The organism is Gracilibacillus alcaliphilus (assembly GCF_016909015.1).
Lineage (GTDB): Bacteria > Bacillota > Bacilli > Bacillales > Amphibacillaceae > Gracilibacillus > Gracilibacillus alcaliphilus.
Genome location: NZ_JAFBFA010000049.1, coordinates 1 through 26,198, shown reverse-complemented (window position 1 = coordinate 26,198; position 26,198 = coordinate 1). Strand labels below are relative to the sequence as shown.

The 26,198-nt window shown below is 40.0% G+C and carries 23 protein-coding genes and 1 pseudogene; 16 read left to right on the top strand and 8 right to left on the bottom strand.

Annotation, left to right across the window (positions count from 1 at the left end):
* The 4 genes and pseudogenes from JOD18_RS22560 to JOD18_RS22545 all read left to right on the top strand — a co-directional run.
* A pseudogene (locus JOD18_RS22560) lies at nucleotides 1–354 on the top strand (hypothetical protein); the annotation flags it as partial.
* Between the two features lie 353 nt (nucleotides 355–707).
* On the top strand, nucleotides 708–1,733 hold the full coding sequence (locus JOD18_RS22555; RefSeq protein WP_338029602.1) for a Gfo/Idh/MocA family protein: 1,026 nt from the start codon (nucleotides 708–710) through the stop codon (nucleotides 1,731–1,733).
* 14 nt (nucleotides 1,734–1,747) lie between these two features.
* Nucleotides 1,748–2,401 carry an SGNH/GDSL hydrolase family protein gene (locus JOD18_RS22550; RefSeq protein WP_204671563.1) on the top strand — a complete coding sequence of 218 codons (654 nt, stop codon included), beginning with the start codon at nucleotides 1,748–1,750 and terminating at the stop codon, nucleotides 2,399–2,401.
* Nucleotides 2,402–2,641: 240 nt separating this feature from the next.
* Nucleotides 2,642–3,265, top strand: a complete 624-nt coding sequence (locus tag JOD18_RS22545) for a hypothetical protein (protein ID WP_204671561.1) — start codon at nucleotides 2,642–2,644, stop codon at nucleotides 3,263–3,265.
* Between the two features lie 19 nt (nucleotides 3,266–3,284).
* On the opposite strand, the gene JOD18_RS22540 is transcribed toward JOD18_RS22545, so the two are convergent.
* Entirely contained in the window at nucleotides 3,285–4,250 is a 966-nt protein-coding gene (locus tag JOD18_RS22540; protein WP_204671559.1) for a LacI family DNA-binding transcriptional regulator, read from the bottom strand.
* A gap of 289 nt (nucleotides 4,251–4,539) precedes the next feature.
* Between JOD18_RS22540 and lacZ the strand changes: the two genes are divergently transcribed.
* From lacZ to JOD18_RS22520, 4 genes are all read left to right on the top strand, one after another.
* Nucleotides 4,540–7,641, top strand: a complete 3,102-nt coding sequence (lacZ, locus tag JOD18_RS22535) for a beta-galactosidase, LacZ type (RefSeq protein ID WP_204671557.1) — start codon at nucleotides 4,540–4,542, stop codon at nucleotides 7,639–7,641.
* Between the two features lie 61 nt (nucleotides 7,642–7,702).
* Entirely contained in the window at nucleotides 7,703–7,885 is a 183-nt protein-coding gene (locus tag JOD18_RS22530; RefSeq protein WP_204671555.1) for a cold-shock protein, read from the top strand.
* Between the two features lie 63 nt (nucleotides 7,886–7,948).
* Nucleotides 7,949–8,587, top strand: coding sequence for a hypothetical protein (locus tag JOD18_RS25140; protein ID WP_239588312.1), 639 nt, complete (start codon nucleotides 7,949–7,951; stop codon nucleotides 8,585–8,587).
* Between the two features lie 100 nt (nucleotides 8,588–8,687).
* Nucleotides 8,688–9,320 carry a DUF624 domain-containing protein gene (locus JOD18_RS22520; RefSeq protein ID WP_338029601.1) on the top strand — a complete coding sequence of 211 codons (633 nt, stop codon included), beginning with the start codon at nucleotides 8,688–8,690 and terminating at the stop codon, nucleotides 9,318–9,320.
* 69 nt (nucleotides 9,321–9,389) lie between these two features.
* Here the strand turns inward: JOD18_RS22520 and JOD18_RS22515 are convergent, their stop codons facing one another.
* The 3 genes from JOD18_RS22515 to pxpB are packed head-to-tail and all read right to left on the bottom strand — an operon-like array spanning nucleotide 9,390 to nucleotide 11,754.
* A complete protein-coding gene (locus tag JOD18_RS22515) occupies nucleotides 9,390–10,133 on the bottom strand; it encodes a 5-oxoprolinase subunit PxpA (protein ID WP_204671553.1) in 744 nt (247 codons plus the stop codon).
* Complete coding sequence (locus JOD18_RS22510; protein ID WP_204671552.1) at nucleotides 10,130–11,080, bottom strand: 5-oxoprolinase/urea amidolyase family protein; 951 nt, start codon at nucleotides 11,078–11,080, stop codon at nucleotides 10,130–10,132. Before JOD18_RS22510 ends, JOD18_RS22515 begins: the two co-directional genes overlap by 4 nt.
* Nucleotides 11,077–11,754, bottom strand: a complete 678-nt coding sequence (gene pxpB, locus JOD18_RS22505; RefSeq protein ID WP_204671551.1) for a 5-oxoprolinase subunit PxpB — start codon at nucleotides 11,752–11,754, stop codon at nucleotides 11,077–11,079. Before pxpB ends, JOD18_RS22510 begins: the two co-directional genes overlap by 4 nt.
* Nucleotides 11,755–12,141: 387 nt before the next feature.
* Between pxpB and JOD18_RS22500 the strand changes: the two genes are divergently transcribed.
* Entirely contained in the window at nucleotides 12,142–13,839 is a 1,698-nt protein-coding gene (locus JOD18_RS22500) for a methyl-accepting chemotaxis protein (RefSeq protein ID WP_204671550.1), read from the top strand.
* A gap of 598 nt (nucleotides 13,840–14,437) precedes the next feature.
* On the opposite strand, the gene JOD18_RS22495 is transcribed toward JOD18_RS22500, so the two are convergent.
* Nucleotides 14,438–15,505, bottom strand: a complete 1,068-nt coding sequence (locus JOD18_RS22495; protein WP_239588311.1) for an FUSC family protein — start codon at nucleotides 15,503–15,505, stop codon at nucleotides 14,438–14,440.
* A 197-nt stretch (nucleotides 15,506–15,702) separates the two neighbouring features.
* On the opposite strand from JOD18_RS22495, the gene JOD18_RS22490 reads away from it, so the two are divergent.
* The gene (locus tag JOD18_RS22490; protein ID WP_204671549.1) at nucleotides 15,703–16,146 is read left to right on the top strand and encodes an IDEAL domain-containing protein; all 444 of its coding nucleotides are present in this window, start codon (nucleotides 15,703–15,705) and stop codon (nucleotides 16,144–16,146) included.
* A 253-nt stretch (nucleotides 16,147–16,399) separates the two neighbouring features.
* Here JOD18_RS22490 and JOD18_RS22485 read toward each other — a convergent pair whose 3' ends face one another.
* Together JOD18_RS22485 and JOD18_RS22480 are read right to left on the bottom strand one after the other, a co-directional pair.
* Complete coding sequence (locus tag JOD18_RS22485; protein WP_204671548.1) at nucleotides 16,400–18,394, bottom strand: penicillin-binding transpeptidase domain-containing protein; 1,995 nt, start codon at nucleotides 18,392–18,394, stop codon at nucleotides 16,400–16,402.
* Nucleotides 18,395–18,489: 95 nt separating this feature from the next.
* A complete protein-coding gene (locus JOD18_RS22480) occupies nucleotides 18,490–19,068 on the bottom strand; it encodes a class D sortase (RefSeq protein WP_204671546.1) in 579 nt (192 codons plus the stop codon).
* A gap of 390 nt (nucleotides 19,069–19,458) precedes the next feature.
* Here JOD18_RS22480 and JOD18_RS22475 point away from each other — a divergent pair, with 390 nt between their 5' ends.
* Nucleotides 19,459–19,602, top strand: a complete 144-nt coding sequence (locus JOD18_RS22475; protein WP_204671544.1) for a hypothetical protein — start codon at nucleotides 19,459–19,461, stop codon at nucleotides 19,600–19,602.
* A 90-nt stretch (nucleotides 19,603–19,692) separates the two neighbouring features.
* On the opposite strand, the gene JOD18_RS22470 is transcribed toward JOD18_RS22475, so the two are convergent.
* A complete protein-coding gene (locus JOD18_RS22470; protein WP_204671542.1) occupies nucleotides 19,693–20,328 on the bottom strand; it encodes a YigZ family protein in 636 nt (211 codons plus the stop codon).
* A 206-nt stretch (nucleotides 20,329–20,534) separates the two neighbouring features.
* Here JOD18_RS22470 and JOD18_RS22465 point away from each other — a divergent pair, with 206 nt between their 5' ends.
* From JOD18_RS22465 to JOD18_RS22445, 5 genes are all read left to right on the top strand, one after another.
* Nucleotides 20,535–21,689, top strand: coding sequence for a sensor histidine kinase (locus JOD18_RS22465; protein WP_204671541.1), 1,155 nt, complete (start codon nucleotides 20,535–20,537; stop codon nucleotides 21,687–21,689).
* Nucleotides 21,690–21,780: 91 nt separating this feature from the next.
* Nucleotides 21,781–22,482 (top strand): response regulator transcription factor, encoded by a 702-nt coding sequence (locus JOD18_RS22460; RefSeq protein ID WP_204671540.1) that lies wholly within the window; start codon nucleotides 21,781–21,783, stop codon nucleotides 22,480–22,482.
* 599 nt (nucleotides 22,483–23,081) lie between these two features.
* Nucleotides 23,082–23,924 carry a DegV family protein gene (locus JOD18_RS22455; protein WP_204671566.1) on the top strand — a complete coding sequence of 281 codons (843 nt, stop codon included), beginning with the start codon at nucleotides 23,082–23,084 and terminating at the stop codon, nucleotides 23,922–23,924.
* 132 nt (nucleotides 23,925–24,056) lie between these two features.
* Nucleotides 24,057–25,394 carry an ATP-dependent helicase ComFA gene (locus JOD18_RS22450; RefSeq protein ID WP_204671539.1) on the top strand — a complete coding sequence of 446 codons (1,338 nt, stop codon included), beginning with the start codon at nucleotides 24,057–24,059 and terminating at the stop codon, nucleotides 25,392–25,394.
* Nucleotides 25,391–26,086, top strand: a complete 696-nt coding sequence (locus JOD18_RS22445; RefSeq protein WP_204671538.1) for a ComF family protein — start codon at nucleotides 25,391–25,393, stop codon at nucleotides 26,084–26,086. Before JOD18_RS22450 ends, JOD18_RS22445 begins: the two co-directional genes overlap by 4 nt.
* Nucleotides 26,087–26,198: the final 112 nt, after the last annotated feature.

The window sequence follows — 26,198 nt, the reverse complement described above, 5'->3', positions numbered from 1 at the left end:
GGAGAAGAGCTGACCGGCGGCAGATGGGTGCAGGCCTCTTACGATTATTTCAGCCTGCCGCTCTATGTCAAAGAGCAGACGATTTTACCGTTAGGCAACCAAAAGCAGCATCCAGTATATGACTATAGTTCAGATCTTACCTTTCGGGTTTACGGGCTGAAGACAGAGCAATCTTGTTCCCGAACCTTATATGGTCAAACAGGGAAACAGCTTGGAAAAATCACTGTTTCACACCAAGAACAAATCTATCAGGTAGCTGTTGAAGGAATAACAGGAAAATTCACATTGGATATAGTAGGAGAAGGTGAGTTTGCTATTACTGATGGTCAACAGCGTATAAACATAAAGAAATAGATTATTCTTTTCATGTACAGCGTCCATTTTCTTGCCATTATTGGCGGAATGGACGCTGATTATCTAGATAAAGTGAACCTTTGTTCAGTGGGGTTCGACACATAGGGGGTGCTAGTGCAGACGTCGTGAACTTAGTCCTTTTCCTCTCTTTCCCATTGAATCTTAATGAACCAATCGGGCCGTTACTGGCTGTTAGATCTCCCGCTTCGACATGATGTGTTCCCTTATTCCTTGGAGTGGGGGGCAAACAGCCAGTTACACTATGATAAATAGAGCATAAAGATTATTTTACGATAAATGATTAAAAAAACTAGTAATCTAACTGTGAATCCGCTATCATAACATGGAAAGGTGTGATAATTTTGACAGTACATAAAGTCATTTTAGTAGGTTGTGGTGGTATGGCAAATACATGGCTGGATTACGCACAACAGAAGGAACATGTAGAATTGGTCGGGTTGGTCGATTTAAACCGCCAAGCGGCACAACAAAAGGCAGAGGAAAGAAATTTGGATATAGCTGTCTTTACAGATTTAGAGGAAGCCATTCAAGAAACTAAGGCTGATTTATTATTTGATGTGACGGTTCCTACTGCACATCTTCAGGTTGTATCCACTGGACTGCATGCAGGCTGCCATGTATTTGGAGAAAAACCGATGTCAGATAACTTGAAACATGCACAGGAAATGGCTGATTTAGCCAAGCAAACCGGAAAAACATATGCCGTCATGCAAAACCGTCGTTATTGGAAAGAAATTAGAACATTGCGTGACAAAGTGGAACAGGGGCATCTTGGTAAATTACATACGATTAACAGTGACTTTTTTCTTGCGCCGCATTTTGGCGGATTTCGGGAAGAAATGGACCATCCGTTATTAATTGATATGGCCATTCATACTTTTGACCAAGCAAGATTTATCTCTGGTTGTAACGCCAAATCGGTTTATTGTCATGAATTTAATCCAAGCGGATCATGGTATGATGGCAATGCATCGGTCATTTGTATTTTTGAAATGGAAAATGATGTGGTATATACGTACCGAGGTTCGTGGGCGGCGGAGGGCCTGCGTACATCATGGAATGCCGATTGGCGAGTAATTGGAACGCAAGGAACGGCAACTTGGGATGGTTTTGACAAACTGGAATCCGAAACAATGAAAGAACCTGTCAGCGATAGCTTTTTACGTGAAATGGAGAGACAGTCACTGAATAACACTTGGCAGGGAGAGGAAACTCATTTTGGTTGTTTAGATGCCATGTTTGAGGCGATTACTGAAGGTCGTCTGCCAGAAACGAACTGCTTTGATAATATCGAAAGTATGAAAATGGTTTTTGCCGCTATTGAGAGTGCAGAGAAAGGTCAAAAAGTATACCTATAAGAGGAGAGAATTGTATGGAACTGCAAGCACAGCAAAAATTGCTTTTTATCGGTGATTCGATTACAGACTGTGATCGAGCCAAGCCAGAAGGTGAAGGCTTATTTGGTGCCTTGGGAACGGGTTATGTGTCAATTGTTGATGCCTTTTTACAAGCTGGTTACCCTGAGTTAGGCATCCGTGTTGTGAACAAGGGGATATCGGGTAATACTGTTCGTGATTTAAAGCAAAGGTGGCGGACAGATGTCATCGAGCAACATCCAGACTGTCTTGTAGTCATGATTGGCATTAACGACGTCTGGCGTCAGTTTGATTCCCCATTGATGCCAGAACATCATGTCTATATAGAGGAGTATGAGCAAACATTAAGCCAGTTGATTACCGAAACAAAGCCGCTTGTTACAGAAATCATCCTGATGACACCATTCCATATCGAATCGAATCAACAAGACGCAATGCGGGCAGAAATGGATCGTTATGGGGCAGTTGTAAAGCGATTAGCAGCAGAAAATCAATTGAAATGTGTGGATACCCAAGCTGCTTTTGATCAAGTATTAACCCATTTACATTCGTCTGCACTTGCATGGGATCGTATCCATCCTGGCGCAGCAGGACATACGATTTTAGCCAAGGCATTTCTTAATGAAGTAAAATTTGATTGGCATAAATAAAGTGAGACTTTGTCTCAGGGTGATAGCGTCCACAGACATTAGAAATCCCACAAACAATTGAAGAAAAGGGCTAATAAACGATTTACTCCGGGATAAATCTAGTAAAACATAAGTTTATGATCATAGTTTTCAAGAAATTATGTTATACTTTTTAGTAGTGCGTAAGAAAAGTTTAATATAAAGGGTCAAGTTGAACTACCTTTACTAGAGATATAAGCAGCCAAGGGGAGAATAAGAATCATGAAGAAGCTAGTGGAAACATTGAAAACAATGACATTTAAAGAAGCAGTTGATTACATTTGGGAGTATTATAAACTGCATATTATCGGCACCATATTGGGGGTTGCCTTTTTGTGGTCGATATTAGCGACAGTCTTGGGTGAAAAAGAAGAAACCTATCAAATGACTGTGGTCGGTCAAGTGTCTTATGATACTGCAGAAGCCTTTTCAGAGGACTTGAACGAAAGATATTTCGACGATTTTCGGGTTTTGGTAGATAATATGATATCCGGAGACGGTACATTAGCCGATATGAATTATGCCGAAGTACAGAAATTCTGGGCGAATATGGGTGCGAATATGGTTGATGTGATTGTGGCAGCAGAACCATTAGTAGAACAGCTTCATGAGCAAGAAGGGTTGATGCCGGTAGAAGAGTATGTAGATCTTTCCACTTTGGAAGAAGGTGCAGCACTGTTCCCGGAAGATTCTGATCAAGTATATGGCATTTCAGTTAGCGACATCCCCATGTTTGAGGACTATCCAGAGTTTCATAGTTTAATCCTTGTTTTCCCGATTAACTCCGAAAATCATCAACACACACCAGAAGTAATGGAGGCATTACTATCCAATCCATCAGAATAAAGACGAGAGAAACCACCAATTAGGTGGTTTCTCTTATGATTAAGCTCGTTTCGATAAAAACTTTTTTACTAATTTGCCGATCATCCTTCAATCTTTCCATCATGAGATCTACTGCTGTTTTTCCTATCCATTCTTTTTCAATCCGTACCGTTGTTAAGGCAGGATAGACATATTTAGAGACACTAATATCATTCACACCAACAAGCTGAATTTGTCCAGGCACAGGAATTCCTGCTTGGTGAAGTGCCTTAAGTGCTCCGATAGCAAGCGGGTCATTAGCGGCAATAAAGCCAGCCTTAGCTTTGGGAAAATCCTTGATAAATTGCTGCATGACCTGATAGCCATTATCGACACTAAAGGACGTCGGCAGAACAAGTTCCTCTCTACAGAGCCCTTTTGCTTGCATATATTCCCGAAAATACCGTTCACGAATATCGAACTCATTGGAGTTGCCAGCTCCAATAAAACCGATAGCAGTAATTTCTCTGTCTAATAAGTGATCAATCGCTTGTTTCATTACTTGTTGGAAGTCGATTAAGACGCTGTCACAGCCTGTATGATGGTTGTCTGTATCGACCAATACCAGATGGGGAGAGGTGCTTTTCAACTCTTCAACTTGTTCATCGGTAAAACGTCCTACTGCAATAATACCATCCATCTGTTTTGGAATCTTTTTGATATCATGAGCTGTATACTTCACGAGTTGCAGATGATGCCGCTCTGCCTGCTCTTCCACTCCATGTCTGATTCCCATATAGTATAAATCTGTTAACTCTTCTTGTTCTGTTACCCAATGTACAAATGCAATTCGTCGTGATAACTTTTTGCGGCTTGCATGTTTTTGGTAGGACATCGATTCGGCGATTTCAAATATACGTTTCTTTGTTTCTTCACTAACCGATAAGGTAGGATCATAGTTGAGTACTCTTGACACAGTTGCGATTGATACTTCTGCCTTTGCGGCGATATCTTTAATTGTTGCCATCCCATTACCTGCCTTTTAAGAAGTTGTTCACAAAGCCCAATAAAAATGATATATAGAATGTCGGAGTTGGCAATAGAGGAACTTCTACTAAGGTCGTCCACATCGTGTGGACAACGCAGAAGTCAACCCATTTTGTGCAAGTCCGTTGCTCCAAGTTGCTCTGCCTTGGACTTTTTGAACACGATAATTAAGTAAAATAAGTAAAATTTAACTTGATTAATTTTACTTATTATTTTATTATAATAACTAACAAAAATCAATTTGAAATGATGAAGGGTGGTACATCTATATGTTAAACAAAGAAAAGCTACAATACAAGTCACCTGCTAATGGGTTTCCGGAATGGAATAATAATCCCGAAATTTTTCAACTCAATCGTTTACCACAACATACATTAGCTATTCCTTTTGTTAATCAGGAACAGGCACACAGAGAAACGAAAGCGGATTCGCCTTATTATCAATCATTAAATGGAGAATGGCTGTTTCATTTTTCTGAAAATCCTGATCAGCGTTTGAGGGATTTTTTTCAGGTCAATTATGATACCTCATCTTGGGATAGGATTCAGGTGCCGGCTCATTGGCAGTTACAAGGCTATGATTATCCTCAGTATACTAATATAAGGTATCCATGGATTGAACATGACCAAATCGAAGCACCGTTTGCACCGACTAACTATAATCCAGTTGGACAATACGTTACCAGCTTTTCCTTAAAAGAGGATTGGGATGATATGCCGGTAGTGCTTCATTTTGCTGGTGTTGAGGCAGCTTTTTATGTGTGGGTTAATGGAGAATTAGTTGGTTACAGTGAAGATACTTTTACACCAGCAGAATTTAATATTACCCCTTATCTAATAAAAGGTGAAAATAAACTCGCTGTAGAAGTATATCGTTGGGCAGATGCAAGCTGGCTGGAAGATCAAGATTTCTGGAGAATGAGCGGGATTTTTCGTGATGTCTTTCTTTATGCCTTACCGGATATTCATCTCTATAATCATCAAATCCGTACTTACTTAGATAAAAACTATCAAGACGCAGAGCTGGAAGTTAATGCTTTATTAGTAAACTATCATAGTAAAAATTTCACCAACAACAAATTAGAATTGGAATTATTTGATGATACTGGTCAGTCTGTAACAAAGCAATCGCTAGAATTAGATATTAGCGGTAAGGAAATAACAGAATGTACAACAAAAACAGTCATTAAACAACCTAAACTATGGAGTGCGGAATGTCCCAATCTATACACCTTACAATTTACCTTATATGCTGATAACGATCAAGTAGTAGAAGTCTTTACGACAAAGGTAGGTTTTCGTCAATTTGAGTTAATCAACAATATCATGCATTTGAACGGAAAGCGGATCGTCTTCAAAGGGGTTAATCGTCATGAATTTACGGCAGACTTGGGCCGTGCCGTAACAGAAGAAGAGATGGTAAAAGATATTGTGTTGATGAAACAATACAATATCAATGCCGTCCGAACGTCACATTATCCCAACCATCCGAAGTGGTATGAGTTATGTGATCAATACGGCCTTTATGTAATTAATGAGACTAATTTGGAAACACATGGTACATGGCGTTATGGCCAAAAAACATTAGAAAATACCTTACCTGGAAGTAAGTCGGAATGGACGGCCAATTTACTAGATCGTTGTCAGTCCATGTATGAACGAGACAAAAACCACCCGTCTATCCTTATTTGGTCATTAGGCAACGAATCCTTTGGCGGTGACAACTTTTTGCATATGGCAGATTATTTTAGAAAAGTTGATCCAACCCGTCTGGTACATTATGAAGGAGTATTCCATTATCGGCCATCAGAAGCCGCTTCTGATATCGAATCGACCATGTATGTTAATCCAAAAAAGGTGGAAGAGTATGCCACTCAGCCTGGAGATAAGAAGCCATATATTCTATGTGAGTACAGTCATGCAATGGGTAACTCAACAGGTAATCTCTATAAATATACGGAATTATTTGATAAATATGAAGTGTTACAAGGTGGCTTTATTTGGGATTGGAAAGACCAGGCCTTGCGTCATCAGACAGAAGATGGTCAATCCTATTTGGCTTATGGAGGAGACTATGGTGAATCACCGCATGACGGCAATTTTGCCGGAGATGGTTTGATTTTTGCCGATGGACAGGTTTCTGCGAAATTAATTGAGACAAAGGCATGTTATAAAAATGTTGAATTTGCTTGTGCCGATCTTGAAAAAGGGCAGTTTATTGTTACTAACAAGCATTTATTCCAATCATTAGACGCTTTCGACTTAATTTGGACAATCGAAGAAAATGGAGAGGTTACGGCAACAGGCAAACTAGCCTTGCAAGCAGCGCCGGGAGAGCAAGAAGTCATTCAATTGGATTATCACTATGATGATTTTTCCGTAACGAATGAGCAAGTGATTACCTTGCAAGTCGTATATCAGCAGGCACCATTCTGGGCAGAAGCGGAGCATGAAATAGGATTTGCCCAATTCTTTGTGCCAGCAGTTCATCATAAGCAATACCCGACCGGAGAAGTTGATGTAAAAGAGGAAGTCGCTCATTATATAGTTCACGCTGGGACAGCTGAATTTACGTTTAGTAAAGAAACAGGCTTGCTTGAAAAATGGAAAGAAAATAGTAAAGAACTTTTATCGGCTCCTTTAGTACCAAACTTCTGGAGAGCAACAACAGATAATGACCGTGGTGCAAAAGTAGACGAACTCAGCAAAGAATGGCTGACTGCCAGTACAGAGCGTACTTTGTTGCAGCTAGCCATAACGAAAGAAGTGTCAAGCACCGTCATTACTGCCAACTATCAATTACCAACAAGTCCGGTGTCAATATTGCGTTTAAGCTATCTTATCTTGGCAAACGGTGAAATGGAGATTGATTATCTATTAACGCCGGGACAGGGAAGTTCTATGATTCCAGAGATTGGTCTGCGTTTAGAGATGCCAAGTGATTATCAAGCCCTTACTTGGTTTGGTAAAGGACCACATGAAACATATTGGGACCGTCAAACAAGCGGTAAAGTAGCCATTCATCAATCAGATGTTGCTAGTCAATTAGCTCCATATTTGAAACCGCAAGAAAGTGGCAACAAATGTGGTGTCCGCTGGTTGGAGATTACGGATCATGGCGATGAAGGCTTGCGTATTACAGGTAATCCAACGGTAGAGGTTAGTGTGGCGCCATATACCCCATTTGAACTAGAAGAAGCAAGTCATCATTATCGTTTGGCAGAGTCAGATAAGGTGTCAGTCAGAATCAATGGCTGGCAGCAAGGTGTAGGTGGAGATGACAGCTGGGGGCAAGAAACACACTGCGAATATCGTCTGCATACCAACCGTAATTATGCCTTTCGTTTCTATTTAGCGGGCTTTTCCAAATAACTTTGAATTTGTTGTGAAAGAAGCGTATAATAAAGGTATTACCCATGAAAGGGAGTGCCAAATGGCTTACTTTAATAATCAGAAAGAGCCCGTAAACAATGTAGAAACCAATGTATGGGCTTGTATCAATGATGATTGTCAGGGATGGATGCGGGAGGATTATTCCTTTGATAAAGAACCGATATGCCCAATTTGTCAATCACAGATGGAAAAAGAAGTAAGAGTATTGCCAGAAATGAAATAACATAGATTAGCATACATCTTCAATCCGCAGGAGGAAATCTTCCCTGCGGATTGTTTGCTGTCCATGGCAGATTGTGTAAGGGAACCGCGTAATATTAGTATTTACGATTTGTCCAAGATGTTGTTTGTCGGCGGTGCCGGTTCCTTAGTTACCACCTTGGTATTGTTTTCTATTCTTCCTGTTTCTGATCCGGGATACCTTGGATCGATTGTAGTAGGGGTTGTTGAAGAGATAGGTAAGTTAGTCATTATTACTTATTTTGTTTACAAGCTAAATACGAAGTATATCTTAAATGGTTACTTATTGGTGCCGCTATTGGAGCTGGGTTTGCTGCTTTTGAATCAGCAGGTTATGCATTGCAGCTTGGAATGGCAGCAGGAGAAAACACAATGGTTTCGATTATCTTTATGCGCGGCTGGATGGCCAATCGGCACACTTTTCTGGGCAGCGATTACAGTTGCAGCACTTGTCTATGTCAAGAGAGAAACATCATTAAATCGAGATCATTTTTTTAATAAGAAGTTTTTGCAATTATTTGCGGTTCCTATCCTGTTACACGCTCTCTGGCCAATAGAAATACTGGAACATTTTTATCTAAAATATTTCCTGCTCATTGTGATCGTTTGGGTTTTTATAAAACAGTTTTATAGTAATAGATCGGATAAGATTTCCATTCTGAGGGATGGAAGTCTTATTCTATAAACATTTCTAAAAAGCGTTTAACCCACAAAAAAACGGATATAATACTAAAAAAACGCCGTGTACAAGCGTAAGAATTAACAGGAAAGAGTGGGTGATATATGTGAACCAGCAAGAATCGGCATTGTTTCGGGTATTGCAGGTTATTGCTTCTTTCTTAGCTTTGCAGCTATTGTGGATGTTCTTTTCATTAGGAGTTGTGACTATCATCCCTGCGACGATCGCATTATATGTGGTCATTATGGAATGGTCGCGGAACGGAATTAATCTTGGGATATGGAAACCTTTCTACCATGCCTTTGTCACTTATTTTAAACGGACGATATACATAGCTGTATTCGTTCTTTCAATTATCACGGTACTTGCTTTAAATCTAGTGGTAATTTCTGAGACACCGGCTTCTACTTCATGGATTTTTCAAGCGAGCGGGATCTTTATCGCAGGCATCTTTATGCTGCTGTTGCTGGCCATTCTTCCGCTATTAGTCAGCTCCCATTTAAAGGGCTTTTTATTATGGAAAAATGCTTGGATTACCTCGATGCTAGCCTTGCCTGATCTGTTAATGATAGGTGTGATTGCCGTTGTCTTCTCCATCGTTGTATTCTATTTTCCAGGCGCCCTAATTATTGCATTCAGCGTGTTTGCCTTTATCCATATTTCTTTATGGAAAAAAGTCATGCAAAAATTGCCGCAAGATCTGCTGGATCAATGTTTACTTAAATATCGCTACCGCTAAGTTAGTAAAAAACAAGGGGAAGTTAGTGTTTCTCCTTGTTTTTTGTTTACTGTATCATCAATAAAATAACTATAAGTAATTCGATTCCATTAAGCTACGAATAGATCTGACCAAATGTAAGGCGTTAGCGGTGTCGCCGTGAACACAAATAGTATCGGCAACAATATTTATAGTTTGCCCGTCTAATGCTGTTACTGTTTGTTTTTGAACCATTTGACCAACCTGCTGCAAGACAAGCTGTTCTTCTGCCAATACTGCTCCGGGCATGTGGCGGGGGACAAGTGTGCCGTCTGACTGATAGCGCCGGTCGGCAAACACCTCATTGGCAATAGCCAATCCTTTTTCAATCCCAGCATTGATTAATTCACTGCCCGATAATCCCACTAATGTCAGGTTCTGATCTAAGTCAACAACTGCTTGTGCGATAGCTTGGGCAAGCCTTTTGTCCTGGCAAGCCATATTATATAAGGCACCATGTGGTTTGACATGGTGTAATGAAACCTTATGAACCCTTGCAAACCCTTGTAAGGCCCCAATTTGGTAGATCATCCAGTCATAGACTTCCTGCGCTGTTACTTGCATAACCCTTCTGCCAAATCCCTGCAGGTCGGGTAAGCCGGGGTGAGCCCCCATTTTCACACCATGCTGTTTGGCCAGCTGAATCGTTTGCTGCATGGTATGGGCGTCTCCTGCATGAAAGCCGCAAGCAATATTTACTTCATCAACTAAAGGAATAATGGCTTCATCATTCCCAATCTGATACACACCAAAACTTTCACCTAAATCACAATTTAAGGTAATCGTATGTTTCATAACCATTTCTCCTTCATGATATACTGTAATGCAGCAATCAGTTGCTTCTGTTGATCTAATTGATCTATGGCATGCTTATAGGAAACCCGCTGAAAACGAATGACACTGCCAGGTCTCGTTTGACTGACCTTAGCCAAATCCGCTCGAATAACCTGCCCAATCTTTGGATAACCGCCTGTCGGCTGACCATCTGCCATCAGAATAATCGGCAGTCCATTAGCAGGTACTTGAATAGCGCCAAAGCTAGTTGCTTCAGAAGCCAGCTGTTCTTTGGTAAGCAGGCGAACCGGTTCACCTTCTAAGCGGAAACCCATTCGATTAGAGTGTGTAGAAAGTTGCCACTCCTTGTCTTCAAATGTTTCTACATCAAACCATTCTGCTTGAGGGCCTTCAAGGTAGCGGATCATTCGGTTACTGTCCGTTATATAGGTAAAAAGGGAAGCAGCCACCCCCCAATCCAGTGATGGAACAGTGACTGACAGTCGCTGTAGCGGGATAGAATCTCCTACCTTCAAGGGTCTGCCTAATAATCCGTTATGTGTAACTCGTACTAGTGTGCTCTTACTGCCCAGCACATCACTCAGTTTTAATCCGCCCTGAATGGCAATATAGCCATAAGCCCCTGTTTTTGCTGTACGAAGCTGCAAGATGTCCCCTTTTTTAATCGAGATCGGCCTTGCTAAAGAAATTGCTTGATCATTTAGATTGGCAGACATATCACTGCCGGTTATCGCCACGATACTATCTTGATGGAATTGCAGTGTTGGTCCGATAAAACTGACTTCGATAACCGCTTCATCGGGTTCGTTATGCACAAGTATATTAGCAATTTGAGCTGCAAATTCATCCATAGGTCCGCTGACAGCAAAGCCATAAGTTTGATAGCCATGACGGCCTGCGTCTTGAATGGTGCTGTGTAAGCCTGCTTCTAATACTTTTATCGTCACGATGAAAATGCTCCTTTTTGGTTGAAATTCTGAAATTCTTCCTTGCTGATAGGATAAAAAACAAGCTGATCTCCTGGCAAAAGTAAAGTAGGCTGTTCAGGATTATCAATAGTTAGGAGATCAATGGGCGTTTGACCAATAATTTGCCATCCCCCTGGAGAGCTGGCAGGATAAATCCCAGTTTGGTGACCTGCAATTCCGACGGCTCCTTTTGGAACAGTTGTACGAGGCCGTTCCTTACGTGGAGTATAAAGTTTAGGGTCAAGTCCTGTCAGGAAAGGAAATCCTGGTGAGAAGCCTAGGAAGGCTATTTGATATGTTGGTGCTGTATGCAGGTCGATTATTTCTTTTGCTGTTAAGTGATGATAAGTCATCAAGTCCTGCAAATCGATGGCATAATCCGGCTCATAACACACAGGAATGTGGTGTAATTTGCCTATAGCCATAGGTAATTTATCATTGAGGATCATTTCTTCTATCCAAGTTTGAATGTGGTCATAATGAATATTCTGTCTGTCAAAATAGACGGTAATCGTTTGATATCCATTGATGACTTCCAGTAGATCAGGCTGTTGACATAACTTTTGTCTAACTGCAATAAGCTGTTCTATGGTTATATCTTGATCAGAAAAGGTAAACATGACTGCATTCTCTGAAATCAGTTTTGTTTTCATGATACACCAACTTTTCTTGTTTGTTAGGAAACGTTAGAATTCTTGCTGGTGGACAATTATTTGTCGAAGGATAGCTAACGTCAGCGCTCAGCAACTAGCACAACTTCCCTCAGCGGTGCTCTACACTTTTGTTGTTCTATATGTTTATTATTGTACCGAAGTTTATGTAGGAAGCAAACCATTTGTAATATATAGGTGAATCATTTATGTAAGCTTTATACCAAAAGAATCAAGAAAGACCATTTTTTGAACATTTTGTCACATTTTGAATTATGATTCTAAATACCTATATAATTATTATGACAAAATATATTTTTAGATGTTACAATAGTCTTGGGTTCTAAGTTTTGAAATAGTATATATTTTTTCCAGATCAGGAGGAGCAGGATGTTCAAGTTCAAGGATTTTAAGATTGGCGGAAAGTACAGTTTTATATTGGCTATAGTGTTAGTTCTTTTTTTAATTTCCAGCACTATAGTAGGGATGTTGTTAAATAGCATTAACCAAGAAATTAAAACAATGGAGCAGCAAGGCGATATAGCAGTTGATGCTGGGGAATTAGGTTCTTTATTTAGGGCGAAGGTTATCTGGGTTTCACAGTATGCAAATAATCCATCTGAAGAAATCTTTCATAATTTTAATGATCGTGCAGCACGGTTTGATGAAATGAAGACATCTTTGGAGAATGAAATTAGTGTTCAGGAACAGGTAGAGATATTACAAAGAGTTGATGAATTAGACAAGGCCTTTAACGCCACATTTAATAACTTGGTGAATTATGTCAATGACGAAAATCAAGATATGGCAGATGGAGAATTTCAGAATGCCCTTGCCTATCAAATGGAAGCTGTGGGGTTATTAGATGAGTTACAGACACAAGTAACCAATGATTTTCAAACGGCCGCTAATCAGGCAAGCTCTAGTCAATACATAGCTTTTGTTACATTAATAATTGCAATCACCGTTTCAGTGGTTATCAGTATTGCTTTGATCTATTTAGTGACAAGGATTATTTCCAAGCCACTATCTCAAGTGGTACGTGTCAGCGAAGAGATTGCTGATGGGAATTTGCAAGTAGAGGCAGTTGATTATCACTCAAAAGACGAAATTGGCCAGTTAGCAAATGCCGTGAATGTAATGAGTAACAATTTGCGTAAGATTTTGACACGGCTTGCTTCTGCTTCTGATACAGTAGATGTCCAAAGTGATAAACTACATCAATCGGCCACAGAAGTAAAATCAGGCACACAACAGATCGCAGCCACGATGCAAGAGATTGCTTCTGGTACAGAAACACAAGCTAATCACGCAGCTGATGTGGCAAGTTTGATGAGTGATTTTGCGCAAAAAATAAAAAGCGTCCATAGCAGTGCAGGTAAAATTGAGCAAGCCTCTGATGAAGTGCTGAATATGACAGGGCAAGGTCATGCCATGATGAAATCTTCTATTGAACATATGAAGGTCATCAATCAAGTGGTACATGAAGCAGTGGATAGGGTACGCGGCTTAGATGCTCATTCACAAGAGATTTCTAAACTGGTGTCTGTTATTCGCGATATTGCGGATCAAACAAATTTATTAGCACTAAATGCTGCTATTGAATCAGCCCGAGCTGGAGAACATGGCAAGGGGTTTGCTGTAGTGGCAGATGAAGTCAGAAAACTAGCTGAACAGGTAGCCTCTTCTGTTACAGATATCACAGATATTGTATCTAGTATTCAAACCGAATCTTCCAATGTGACTCAATCATTGGAAAGTGGCTATCAAGCAGTAGAAACAGGTTCTGAACAGATTGAGAAGACAGGGGAAACATTTGAAGAAATTAGTACATCTTTAGGTGAAATGGTTCAAAATATCAGAAATACGTCTGGACATATAAGTGATATCTCTACTTCCAGTGAGGAAATTAATACGGCGGTAGAAGAGATTGCCTCTATCACAGAAGAATCGGCAGCAGGGGTAGAAGAGACGTCTGCCTCTGCGGAAGAAGCGAGCAGCTCAATGGAAGAAGTAACACAAAATTCCGAAGAGTTAGCACGAGTAGCTGAAGAATTAAATGCAGAGGTTCGCAAATTTAAACTGTAAGTGTATGTTCTAACAGACGTCTAGTATAATAAATCACTAGTCATCCAAGTTAAGTGATTCCTAATAAAAAAGTTGCAGCAGATCTATGTAATAGATCATCACTGCAGCTTTTTTTGTGGAAAAATGAGATAATGCATACCCATTCTGCTACATCTCACATTTTATGTGCGAACAAATAAAAAATTTCATTGTGAAACATTACGCAATTTTATTACGAATATTAGATTGCACGAGCATTAAGATGTGATATGGTAAAGTCAGAAAGAGCGAAGGGGTGATTAGCCATGAGGCTAAAAGAGTGGAAAAAGAACTTAGTACAGACGCGGAATGTTACACGTATGAAGGCTTTGAACCACAGATTGGTACAGATTTTAAGCGGTCAGGCGGTTGTATCCCATTTGATTGCTGACAAAACGAGCCTATGATAGGCTCGTTTTGTCAGCAAGAATATAATTTTATCCAAGAGTTCATTCATATTCAAGAATAGCCATGTCCAGCTCCAAGTGCCAAACTTTAGAGATGTCACGTCCTACGATAAGTACACATCGACTCCTTCCGTCGTCGTGTTTCCGTTCTCTCCGTTGTGCCGCTTCAACCTCTACGTTTTTAAAAGGGAGCTTTTCGCTTTTCGTTCATGAGTGTGTTCTTGTTCACTTATGAGTATGTCCTCCACAATATTATAGATAGAGGCCAGTTCGTAGGAAATAATTACTTCTGGTGTGAACAGCGAAGCATATTCTGCATTGTTAGGCTGCTTACTGTCCCAAAATTGTTGCATGATATGGTGTAACTGTTGTTCGTAATCCTCTGCTTTGTACCGGTCTGGATATTTCATCACATTCACTAATATTTCAACCATCTGCAATATATCTGTTCGCTGCTGTTCAGACCAAGATAGGTTATTCAGAGGTGTACGGATTAAATTACCTAAGTGATAATGCAGCCATTTCAATCGATCTAGGTTTTCCCTTTCATAATGAAAAACTCGTTCCATTTGTGGAGTATGTCGATGATACTTAGCCTCATCCGTTTGAAAGTTGACCAATCGATTGGTTTGATCCAGCTTCTTTTTTAATAACTCAAAATCTTCTAACTGTTTAGGTGTAATTTCTTGATGAGTCAGCTGCTGTTTAATAATCGCTTCAAGCCCTTCACCCATTTCTGTCAACAAATCTTGGATATTAGCCATAATTCGCTTTGTATAATTAGGCGGGAAAATGAACATGTTTACCAAAGTAGATACAAGCAGTCCAACTGTTGTTGTTCCTAATCTGGTAAAAAAAGACATAAATAAGTTTGCGTGTATAACCTCCACCATGGCGACAGCTGTAATCGTTGCGACGAGCAGGCCGGCATGTAACTTAAAGCGATAGCACGTAATAATGGTAAAGAAAGCAGCGAGCGTGTAAGTTAATGGTGAGTTATTAAACAAATAGATGAATAAGACCGCATAGGCAGATCCAATCGCAGAAGCCGGGAAGCGGACCAACCCTTTTTTTATGGAATCGGAGACGGTAGGCTCGATGGTGACAATTGCAGTAATAACTGCAAACACTGGCGGCCAGCCAATCCACTCACAAATTAACGCTGTCAGAAATACTGCTAAGGCGGTTTTAACAACACGTCTACCCAATAATGTTTGATAGCTTGATTTCATAAAATTCATGTCCAGACCCCTTTAGAACACTCTAGAAGATAGTATAGCTTATTACAACGCGATATTCCAATTTTTTTGAAGTGAAAAAAAGCATGAGAAATTATTTTTCGATAAAAATAGTTGTAAACGCTTTCTAATTTGCTGCATATCATGTAAAATAAGAATTATAGATTGCGTGTTGTGAATTTCTCGAGGAGGTGCTTAATGTGTTTTCTGTGAAAATGTTAAAGCCCTATTATATCAAAGAAGAGAAAGATTATATAAGAGTGGTGCTGGCGTATCAGTATTTTTCCTTATTAATGGACGAAGAAGTTTACCATTTTGTTCCGCTTGAAGCGCGAGAAATCCGAATTAATCGTGAAACACAACAGATAGAGAATCAGGAAGCTGTGTTTGTGTTCCAGAAGGGGAAACAGTTCCACCGTATATCACTGGCCGATCTAATCAAAATGAGAGATTTTAAGCAACATTTGTTAAATATTCTAAGTCCATATATTGTGATACCACAAACTAATGAAAAAAAGGATAATATTGATCAAGTCATTATAGAGCTGGAACGTACTAACTTACTGCGGTTGATTGATCAGGCACTGGATGCAAAGGATGAAATGAAATTTTTATTGTATACCGGCAAGTTGTCTGAAATGTAGCGGATCCATTAGATATCCCGTTTCACACTATTGAGGTGAGACGGGATATTTTTAAGTATATCCAATCCAGTTATGATTAGCTATTTCAGAATAGAAGGTATGGAGAGTAAGGAAAGCGCGTTTCACTGTAACCAACAAACTTGTCTTTACTGAAACTTTATGGCTTCTCCTCGCTGTGATCAATCAATCAGAATTCACAGCATTCTGTAGTTAACATCAAAAAAGCGAGGGATAGCACACCCCCCGCTAGCACTTATTCACTTAATAACTTACCTACTTTTTCAGCTACATAGCCGCTTCCATTATTTTGCTGCTCGACATGCTCAACCATCATCGCAATAATAAGGTTCCCGTCTTCCGGATAACCGACAAACCAGCCGTTCTCTGCTCCACCTTCTTCATCAAGGGATTGCTTCAATTCGGCAGTTCCCGTTTTACCAGCTACAGCAGTCCCATCAGCATTTGCTGCCTGGCCTGTCCCTTCCGTTACAACAGCTCGCAAGGCTTCACTGATAAGGCTCACATTGTCTTCTGATAAGACATCATCTTTCCAATTAACGCCTTGTTCTTCATCTGTTAATAAAACAGGCTGAATGATGCTGCCATTGTTTGTAAAGATCGAGTAACTGACAGCTAGATGTAATGCGCTCATCTCCAATTGTCCTTGCCCATAGCTGGTGTCAGCAAGCAGTACCTCATTTTCTAACGAGCCGTCAGCAGAGATCGTACTGGACTGAATTGGATAGGTATAAGGCAGATCCTCACCAATGCCAAATGCATGAAGACCATTGATAAAGTCCGCTTCTCCTATCTCCAGTGCCTGCCTTGCAAAGTAAATATTATCAGAGCGAACAAGAGCGTCTCTTAGATCAACTGGACCGTTTGATTCAGAGACACGCCGGACAGAGTAATTTCCCCAATTGTTTTTTTGCCAAGTCAGTCCATTAATAGTTAAACCCTCATTGGGATCAATACTTCCATTTGCCAAACCAATTGCACTGGTAATTGGTTTAAAGACAGATCCAGGGGCATACTTCGCAGCAAAGCGATTAAGGAGCGGGTTTTGCTCATCATCTTGCAATTGTCCCCATTCATCATCACTTAACCCATATACGAAGGTGTGAGGATCGAATGACGGACTGCTTACTAAGGCCAAGGTTTCCCCAGTAGTTCCATCAATCGCAGCGGCTGTTCCAGCGTCTCCATCTAATTCATTAAAAATTTGCTGCTGACGCTCACTGTCAATGGTTAGATAAATATCCTGTCCATCTTCCACTTCCTGTTCAGCAATAATAACGGCTTCCGCTTCATCTTTATTCACGACAATCCGTACACCATTTTTTCCTCGTAATTCTGTTTCAAATAATTCTTCTAAACCTCTGTATCCAATCATGTCATTGGCTGAATAATCAGCAGAGTCTAATTCTTCCAATTTTTCAGCCGTAACTGGTGCGATATACCCGATTAAATGAGCTACTGCTTCCCCGAATGGATAGGTTCGTCCTGTTGTTGTTTGTGTAGAAAGGGCTTCTATAGAGTCTAGTGCAGCTGTCATATCTTCTTCAAGAGCTGGTACTGTCTTTAATGGGACAAACAATTCCGGATTGACCCAATCGGCGCTTAAAGCCCGATCAATCGCTTCTACAGTGATATCAAACGCCTCAGATATTTGCTCTTTCTCTGCTTCTTCATCTTGAAAAAGGCCAGGCTGAACACCAACTTCATATACATCTTGATTAACTGCAAGTCCTTCTTGATTTCGGTCAAATATTTCCCCGCGAGTTGCTGTAACGTAATGAATACCTACTGATCCGCCATCCGCTAATTCAGGGAAAATTAATCCGGGATGCCAGTTTACTTGCCAGTCTACCACATCTTCCTCGTCTACTGTTTTGATCATCTCAATTTCTGTATCGAATGATACCGGACCAGCCAATGTTTCTAAGCTGACTTGTACAGGAAACGATTGTGCATTTATATCTTCTAAATTTCGTTCCTCTTCATTAATATTTGCTTCAAAGGTTACTTCCAAATCAGAGACGTTCGTATCTTGATAAATCTTCTCGAAACGCTCGAATTCTTCTTGTTCCACCTCATCAGCTGCTAATTTATACATTTCTGCAAAGTTTTCTTGATTCCAATACTCTACATAATCTTGTAATCTTTCTTCTGGTTTAACCATTTCATCGTTTGAACAGCCTATGATGAAAATAAATAACAGCATCATGATAGGCAAATATCTTTTCATGCTATATCCCCCTGTTACATAATATATTTAATGTGTACTTCAAATACGTCTTCAAAAGAAAAAGCGTATTGCTTCCCCTTGGTCAATACGCTTGTTTAATAAATAGGTTTGGCATAAATAATATAACGATCTGGTGCATTTCCTATGTAGGAAAAGGGGTAACATGTGGTGATCACTAATTCTTCATCAGGTGCAGTAGATTTGATAATGGTGGTGTCATCTGCATCGACAATTTTGGAATCAACCATTTCATATTCATATGAACCATACTCTAGATGGACAATAAAGGTATCTCCAACTTCTACTTCACCTAGGCTGCGAAACACTGTGTCACGGTGGCCGGATAGAACAATTTGATCATTTTGTTCTGGATAGGCACTGCCCAAATAATGTCCGACGCCTTTCTCCAGATCATCTGGATCTGTGCCTTCCACGATAGGGAGCTCTGCATCTAACACAGGAATTTCTAAAATACCGACCGTTTCTCCCGTTTCTGGCGAAAATTCTTCTGCGTTGAATTCTTTCGAGTCCTTGGATTGATCTTTTTTCTCTAATAAAGTTTGTGCCTCTGACATCGCTTGCTTTTCGGCCGCTTGAATTTTAAAAAATTGATAGCCGCCAATACCTAATAAGATCACGCCAACTAGCATTAATAAGAATGCTAATTTCTTCATATCTACACCTCTTTAATTGAATTATATTTATCTTATCAACGAAAGGGATTTTTTTCAATTAAAATAGGTTGAAATTATAGTATTTGACTGAAAAAAATAACAAACAGTTAACTCACATATAAAAGAATGCGCTCCTTTCGGAAAAACCACGTTGACTTGATCTTCTTGTTTCTAAATTTGACACTTTCTTGAACACAGACTTAAATGTTAATAAAATCACAAAATCTTTTTGCATCATTTTTAAAAATAGTGTATAGTTCTCTTTGTGGAGAAAAAATATGACAGAATTTTGCAAGCTTTGATAGAGAATAAAGTCGAATAACTAGAATAGTTACGAAACGAAAACAAATAACATATGATATTACTAGATCAGTTAAGGAGATGAGAGGCTTGACCGAACAAGAGGTATACCGCTCGATTTTGGAAAAGATGTTAAATCAAACGGAACAACGAGAAATAAACAGCCCGAAAGAGTTTCTTCATCAGTTAACAAAGGAAATTGAAGCTGCCACAGAGCTTTCGCCAAAACAATAAATCAGATAAAAAGCTATGCAAGGATTTTTCTTGCATAGCTTTTTATTTAGGAATATTGCGACAAGTTAGCAGAGATATTATGAACAGCACTTAAGAAACAGGGATTTCGATATAACTGGACTCGCCTAGTGTAATTTCTGCCTTACCGCTGGTTAGATCTGTGATCCAGTTTTGGAAATGGTCTTCTTGACCGCTTTCTGTGCGAATATGAAAGGTTACCTGATCGGTATATTCTATTTCTTCTAATAAAAATGAAGAATTTCTGAGTTCATTTTCTAGTTTTCCAATTAATGTATAGTCCACTGAGACTGCAAAGGCGGCCATTTTTCGCCGTTCTACTACACCGGTAGTATTAATTGCCAGTGTGGTTGTACTTGCATAAGCACGAATCAATCCCCCGGCACCCAGCTTAATTCCGCCAAAATACCGGGTAATGACTACTGCAGTATCCTTTAGCTCGCGTTTTTTTAATACTTCCAATATAGGTACTCCTGCTGTGCCACTAGGTTCTCCATCATCATTTGCCTTCTGAATCTGATCGTGTTCACCAATCATATAAGCCGAGCAGTTATGAGTAGCAGAGGCATGCTGTTTTTTTATTTCTTGGATAAAACGCTGTGCTTCCTCTTCTGTTGTCACTCGCCTTACATGGCCGATAAACCTTGATTTTTGTATAATTTGTTCATCTGACCCTTGCAGGTTTACTGTAAAATAACTATCTAACACAGGTCATTCCTCCTTTAGAATGCAATTTTGTCGCAGAGAGATAAAAAACTCTGCTGACAGCAGTTCGCTTTATGCTATAATTTTTCTTATGATCGTAATAGGTGTACAATAAATGTAATAGGGAATAAATAATGTTTCAACACACCCCTATAAAGGTACTGCCTAAATCGTATTGTATGTATGACATTAGATAGAGAGGTTTTTCTATGGTTAATAATGATCGTAAACTAGATTATATAATAGATCAAATGGTGAATACAGTAGAAAATAGTAAAGATGAAGTATTTGGTATTGCAGAGGATTCTAGACGACAGTATGAATCGTTGAGCAAAGAGCTGACCATATTACGGGAAGCGATTAAGGAGACGATCAAAAAGAATGAAGAACTAGATAAACAATCCGCTGAATCTAGAAAACGATTAGCCGAAGTCAGCAGAAGTTTTTCCTTATATTCGGAAGAAACGATCAAAGAAGCTTATGACACAGCACATAAGTACCAGGCAGCATTACATGTAAATCGTGATAAAGAAAAAATATTGCGAAAAAGGAGAGACGAAATTGAAATTCGCTTGAGATCTATTGAACAAATGGTAGAACGGGCAGATGGCTTGGCAGGAAAAATCTCAGTAATGTTGAATTATTTGAATGATGACTTTAAACATGTTTCAGACATCATTCAAGATGCCCAAGCTAAACAGCAATTTGGCTTGAAGATTATTGAGGCACAAGAAGAAGAAAGGCGGCGATTATCCAGAGAAATTCATGATGGGCCAGCCCAGATGCTTGCAAATATCATGCTTCGATCTGAAATTGTCGATCGTATATATCGCAAGGGAGATCTTGAGAGCGCTGTAGCGGAAATGCGTAATGTCAGATTCCTAATTAAGGAGTCATTACAAGAGGTCAGACGGATTATTTATGATCTAAGACCGATGGCTTTGGATGATTTGGGTCTTATTCCAACGATTAAGAAATATATTTCTACTTTGAAAGATCAGCATAAAGACCAAAAAATTTTGTTTTCACATACAGGTTCCTCCGAACGACTGCCCAGCCAATATGAGGTTGCGTTGTTTCGATTGATACAGGAATCAATACAGAACGCAATTAAACATGCCGAAGCAACAGAAATAAAGGTTCGTCTGGAGATCGCTCTTCATAAGGTGATCGCCCTTATTGCAGATAATGGAAAAGGTTTTGATCAACAACAAAAAAATGAGAACTCTTTTGGTTTAATAGGTATGCACGAACGGGTAGAAATGCTTGAGGGGGAAATAAGAATCAAGAGTCAACTGGGCAAAGGGACTAATGTTATGATAAAAATTCCAATAAAGAAAGCCGATTCTAATACAGAGATTTAACCTTTCGTGTATAATAAAGTATATTTCATGTCAAAAATAAGATATTAGACTTAGTATAAAATTAAACAATAGAAAGAGGAGGCTGTTTTATATGGCAACAAATATTGTCTTAATTGATGATCATAAACTATTTAGAGAAGGCGTAAAGAGAATATTAGAGTTGGAAGAAGGGTTTAATATTTTGGCTGAGGGTGATGATGGTCATATGGCTGTCGAACTAGTCAAGAAATACAAGCCGGATATTGTGTTAATGGATATAAATATGCCGAGTGTGAATGGAGTAGAAGCAACAGCAGAATTGTTAGAACGTTATCCAGGTGTGAAAGTTATCATTCTCTCCATTCACGATGATGAGAATTACGTAACACATGCCCTTAAGTCAGGTGCACAAGGTTATCTATTAAAAGAAATGGATTCCGATGCATTGATTGATGCGATTACTGTTGTATCAGAGGGAGGTTCTTACTTACACCCGAAAGTTACCCATAATCTGGTGAAGGAATACCGCCGCTTGGTTTCAGAAGAAGACTCTCTCTATGACAGTGACAGCTCGCTAGCAAGACTGAAAGAAATCGAGCATCGTAAACCATTACACTTATTAACTAGACGTGAATGCCAGGTCTTGCAGTTACTTGCAGAAGGGAAAAGCAATAAAGGCATTTCCGAATCGCTTTATATCAGTGAAAAAACCGTAAAAAACCACGTCAGCAGCATTTTGCAGAAAATGAAAGTTAAGGATCGTACCCAAGCCGTTGTCATTGCCATCAAACAAGGGTGGGTAGAGATTTTATAGACTAATCATTCAGCTTCCTAAGTCATGCTAAATTATATATGCGATAGCTCTCTCATTGGCAGAGGGCTATTTTTTTGTGAAAATGATAAAATTATAGATAAGCACAATGAAAAATTCGATCTTTTAAGCTTTTGCAATAAACACTAGGCAATAGCTTGAATATTAGGTAAAATATAAGAAAGTCTATAAGAGGTTGTTCAAAAAGTCCAATAAAAATGACACGGCGAATTTCTGTGTGGCTTGCTTTTGCGCTACTCACGTATTAAAAGCCATACCTCTATTCCTTGGAAAAAAGATCGCTTTTCCGGCGTGCAAGATCGTTTCCTTGAAAAAGAGGGTCACTTTTTCTGCGTGCAAGACCATCTGCTCAAAGACTGCGCCGCCTTGAACTTTCGACGTACAGGACGTACTAGTGCAGGCGTTATGCCAGGACGTCATGGCTTTAGCCGCCGACGCACACGATGTGCTAGTATCGGTGTTGCAACACGATGTTGCGAACTTAACCGATGAGGCTCCTTTTTATCGAACTGTTTGAACACGCACTATAAGTTGATTGCAGGATGACTTATGGAAAAAGTATACGGAAGGATTAGATAATGATGAGAGTAGCTGTAATTACCGATAGCACGGCATACATAACGGCGTCAATCAGAGAGGAACATCACATACATATGGTTCCGTTAAGTGTTGTCTTTGGTTCGGAATCTTTTCGCGAGGAGATCGATATATCGACAGAGGCATTCTACCAAAAAGTGAAGGAGAGTGAACAACTGCCAAAGACTTCTCAGCCTTCTGTAGGTGATGTCACTGAGAAATTACGGGAACTGGCGCAAGATTACGACCAGGCAATTTTTATTACATTATCCAGTGGAATTAGCGGTACCTACCAATCAGCCGTTAGTGCCTCAGAGATAATAGATGATTTGGAAGTAGCTGTCTATGATTCTGAGATTAGTTGTATGGTACAAGGTTTCTATGTGTTGGAAGCAGCAGAAATGGCCAAACAGGGGCGGAATTTGGAACAGATCATCGCCCGTTTAGACAAAATGAAACAATCCATGCGAGCATACTTTATGGTGGATGACTTAAACAATTTGCAGCGCGGTGGACGTTTATCAGGTGCCCAAGCATTAATTGGCAGTATGCTTCAGATAAAGCCGGTCTTGCATTTTGAGAACACAAAGATAGTACCATACGAGAAGATCCGCACCAAGAAAAAAGCCATCAAACGTATCCTAGAATTATTCGATGAGGATGCCTCAACCGGTGTACCGATAGAGGCATCCATGATTCATGCCAACTGTCAAGAAGAAGGAGAAGCATTAAGGCAACAATTAGCCGAACGATATGATAATGTGCATATAACACTCAGTTATATTGGGCCAGTAATCGGCACCCACCTTGGCGCTGGGGCAATAGGCCTCGGCTGGTATAAAAAATAAAGAAAAGACGTTGCCCAGTGGGGACTTCATCCCCCACTGATGGGCAGCGAGACTTTAGCGTCCGTTATTCCCCTTTAATCCTACAATTTACGGACGGTTACACGGGGGGTAAACCATAATAGGAGGTATGCCATGAATTTTGCTAGTATCTTAGATGGAAAATTGTTATTGACCTCTGAAATCCCGCTCTCGGCACCTACCATCACTTACCTTCAACGAACTCAACAACTTATCCCAACCGACTCTATCACAAACAAATTCCATAAGAAACATTGTCAGCGCTGTGGTAATCGGCAGCAGCATCAATTTGCTATTATTGATTGTTCCAGATGTCATCAATCCCACTGGTATTGCCGGCATTGTGTAGAAACAGGACGAGTATTGGCCTGTGACCCTCTTTGGAGATGGCGAGGAAATAAGATAAGCTGGCTATTTCAAGCAAACCCATGTGATTGGCAAGGAGAACTAACCCCCACTCAGCAACAAGCGGCTAACACACTAACTGCAGCTGTAATTACTAAACAGAAGGAACAAATGATCTGGGCTGTTTGTGGATCAGGTAAAAGTGAAATGCTCTTTCCAGCTATTACTTATGCTATCCGCGAAAGAAAACGAATTTGTCTTGCTACACCAAGAGCAGATGTCGTTCGTGAATTGTTTCCCCGTCTTTGCCAAGCCTTTCCCCACACAGAAATAGAAGCCTTATACGCAGACAGTGAAGACCGCACTGGCACAGGACAGCTCGTAATTACTACAACACACCAATTAATTCGTTATCAACAGGCATTTGATCTAATGATTATCGATGAGGTAGATGCCTTTCCCTTTCACCATGATCCTGCACTTCCAAAGTTAACAACACGTGCATGCCGTGCGGATGCTACAACCATTTATCTGACTGCCACGCCAAGGCGCGACCATCAACAACGAATAAAACGCAAGCAATTACCTGTTGTTTTTGTCCCCATTCGTTTCCATCTCCAGCCCTTACCTGTTCCCGTTTTAAAACTAGAATGGCAACTCCGTCAAAAATTAAAACAACAGCACCGCTCCCAACAATTCGAAAAATTCCGCCATTCTCGTTCAAAGAGCCGGCAGCTACTTATTTTTGTCCCCACGATTGCATTGACTCAAGCCATTGCCAGCCAGTATCAAGCGACAGCTGTACATGCAGAAGATCCGGCACGTAAAGAAAAGGTAGAACAATTTAGGCAAAAGCAAATAGATACACTGGTTACAACTACTATTCTTGAGCGCGGGGTGACCTTTCCTTCTGTCGATGTCGTCATATTAGATGCTGGTCATGAGGTATTTGATGAAGCAGCGCTTATCCAAATTGCTGGTCGAGCGGGAAGGAGCCCTGATGATCCGACAGGACATGTCTTGTTTATTCATCAAGGCAAAACAGAGGCAATCGAAGCGGCGGTTAAACAAATTAACATGATGAACAAGAAAGGAGTGGCTCTATGAAATACTGTTTGATTTGTCATCAGTCCATAAACGAAACAGTTACATGGAAAACGATCTTTTATCCAGCTTCGATGAGTAACGTTTGTATAACTTGTCAAGAACAATTAGAGTTGATTGGAGATGTGATCTGTCCAAAATGCGGACGGAAAATGCCGGAAAGCACCCTTTGTCAGGATTGTTTGAAATGGCAGGAATCTAAAGCATACGCCAAACTTATCCGAAGCAATCGTTCCATTTTCACCTATAACTCTATGATGCAGGAGGTCATGACCAGATGGAAATATCGGGGCGACTATCAATTAAAGCAGCTCTTTGCTCCGTATATCCAAAAGAAAATAAAGCACTATAACAAATCAACCTTTTCCATTGTGCCGATACCCTTGACGAAAGCAAGGCAGTATGAACGAGCTTTTAATCAAGCGGCGGTTATTGCAGATATGATCGCAGAATACAGTAAACAGCCCATCATGGAAGCATTATCTCGTAAGGAAGCAGTATCCGAAAAACAGTCTAAGCGCACAAGAGCAGAACGGATAGCAGCGAATAATCCATTTTTCTTTTGTAAAACAGTTAAAACAAACGTGTTATTGGTCGATGATATATATACAACGGGTATGACACTGCATCACGCTGCCAGCCAATTAAAAGCAGCTGGATGTCATCAGGTTGATAGCTTTACGCTAATCAGGTGAGACGTTGTGTTATAATGAATAGAAAGCATTCCTGTAATGAAGAAATATGAGGGGAAATGAGCGTAGAATCAATTTTACAGAAAAGAATCCCCCTTGGTAGTATAGAGAGTGT

What these genes read in the sequence shown, in the direction of transcription:
- JOD18_RS22550 (WP_204671563.1), top strand. Translation starts at nt 1,748, where the DNA reads ATGGAACTGCAAGCACAGCAAAAATTGCTTTTTATCGGTGATTCGATT.
- JOD18_RS22545 (WP_204671561.1), top strand. Translation starts at nt 2,642, where the DNA reads ATGAAGAAGCTAGTGGAAACATTGAAAACAATGACATTTAAAGAAGCA.
- JOD18_RS22540 (WP_204671559.1), bottom strand. Translation starts at nt 4,250, where the DNA reads ATGGCAACAATTAAAGATATCGCCGCAAAGGCAGAAGTATCAATCGCA.
- lacZ (WP_204671557.1), top strand. Translation starts at nt 4,540, where the DNA reads ATGTTAAACAAAGAAAAGCTACAATACAAGTCACCTGCTAATGGGTTT.
- JOD18_RS22530 (WP_204671555.1), top strand. Translation starts at nt 7,703, where the DNA reads ATGGCTTACTTTAATAATCAGAAAGAGCCCGTAAACAATGTAGAAACC.
- JOD18_RS25140 (WP_239588312.1), top strand. Translation starts at nt 7,949, where the DNA reads ATGGCAGATTGTGTAAGGGAACCGCGTAATATTAGTATTTACGATTTG.
- JOD18_RS22515 (WP_204671553.1), bottom strand. Translation starts at nt 10,133, where the DNA reads ATGAAACATACGATTACCTTAAATTGTGATTTAGGTGAAAGTTTTGGT.
- pxpB (WP_204671551.1), bottom strand. Translation starts at nt 11,754, where the DNA reads ATGAAAACAAAACTGATTTCAGAGAATGCAGTCATGTTTACCTTTTCT.
- JOD18_RS22500 (WP_204671550.1), top strand. Translation starts at nt 12,142, where the DNA reads ATGTTCAAGTTCAAGGATTTTAAGATTGGCGGAAAGTACAGTTTTATA.
- JOD18_RS22495 (WP_239588311.1), bottom strand. Translation starts at nt 15,505, where the DNA reads ATGAATTTTATGAAATCAAGCTATCAAACATTATTGGGTAGACGTGTT.
- JOD18_RS22485 (WP_204671548.1), bottom strand. Translation starts at nt 18,394, where the DNA reads ATGAAAAGATATTTGCCTATCATGATGCTGTTATTTATTTTCATCATA.
- JOD18_RS22480 (WP_204671546.1), bottom strand. Translation starts at nt 19,068, where the DNA reads ATGAAGAAATTAGCATTCTTATTAATGCTAGTTGGCGTGATCTTATTA.
- JOD18_RS22465 (WP_204671541.1), top strand. Translation starts at nt 20,535, where the DNA reads ATGGTTAATAATGATCGTAAACTAGATTATATAATAGATCAAATGGTG.
- JOD18_RS22460 (WP_204671540.1), top strand. Translation starts at nt 21,781, where the DNA reads ATGGCAACAAATATTGTCTTAATTGATGATCATAAACTATTTAGAGAA.
- JOD18_RS22455 (WP_204671566.1), top strand. Translation starts at nt 23,082, where the DNA reads ATGAGAGTAGCTGTAATTACCGATAGCACGGCATACATAACGGCGTCA.
- JOD18_RS22450 (WP_204671539.1), top strand. Translation starts at nt 24,057, where the DNA reads ATGAATTTTGCTAGTATCTTAGATGGAAAATTGTTATTGACCTCTGAA.
- JOD18_RS22445 (WP_204671538.1), top strand. Translation starts at nt 25,391, where the DNA reads ATGAAATACTGTTTGATTTGTCATCAGTCCATAAACGAAACAGTTACA.